1 tRNA gene and 1 rRNA gene are annotated in these 778 nt (G+C 50.9%); both read left to right on the top strand.

From position 1 onward, the window contains the following. Positions 1 to 134: 134 nt before the first annotated feature. Positions 135 to 211, top strand: a tRNA-Ile gene (locus tag CAFE_RS15810). Positions 212 to 695: 484 nt separating this feature from the next. Continuing rightward, a 23S ribosomal RNA gene (locus CAFE_RS15805) occupies positions 696 to 778 on the top strand; the annotation flags it as partial.

Raw genomic sequence — 778 nt, 5'->3', positions numbered from 1 at the left:
GTCCGCGGTCACGACGCGCCGGGGCGTTTCAGAAATGAAAAGGCTCGCGGTCGCGGAGAGAACCGCAGAGGAAGTCTGCAAAATACTGGCTATAGTGGCAGAAAGACCGGATAGCCTCAAAGCCGGAACAATATGGGCTTATAGCTCAGCCGGTTAGAGCGCACGCCTGATAAGCGTGAGGTCGGTGGTTCGAGTCCACTTAAGCCCACCAGCGCACGATAGTGCGCTTGGGATTAATACATTACGAGGACCACGTAAGCCGTTTAGGCAGAGTGTGACTCGAGTATTAAGCCCACCACGGACGAAGTCCGTTTCGCCGCGCACAGGGCGGGTTGGAAACAGCTGGCAAAGTGCCCGCGTAACAGAAAGAGTCCACAAATACATATGGTATCTTAAATCCGCGACGGCAAGTTTGGGAAACCGGCGGGCAAAGGCGCGACGAAAGACACTGTGTGTTCATATGATGTTCTGGTCCATGCAAATGGAAAAGAGTATTGTGTGTAATCTGATGGCTGGGAAAGGCCGCGACAGGCAAGGTTCTTTGAACTGAAAGCTGACCCGCGACGTGCGTCAACCTCAGGTTGTACCTTGAAAACTGAATAAAGCGAGAAGCAGATAAAGTGAGAAAAAGTTGTTATTCTAAGAAGATTCATCTGATAGAAAAACTACAATTTTGAAGAACCAAAGAATCACATGGTCAAGCTACAAAGAGCGCAAGGGGAATGCCTTGGCACTGGGAGCCGAAGAAGGACGCGGCTAACTGCGAAAAGCTATGGGG

It is taken from the genome of Caproicibacter fermentans (assembly GCF_009746625.1).
Classification (GTDB): Bacteria; Bacillota; Clostridia; order Oscillospirales; family Acutalibacteraceae; genus Caproicibacter; species Caproicibacter fermentans.
Note: the sequence above shows the minus strand (reverse complement) of the source record. Positions and strands in the feature narration are given on the sequence as shown.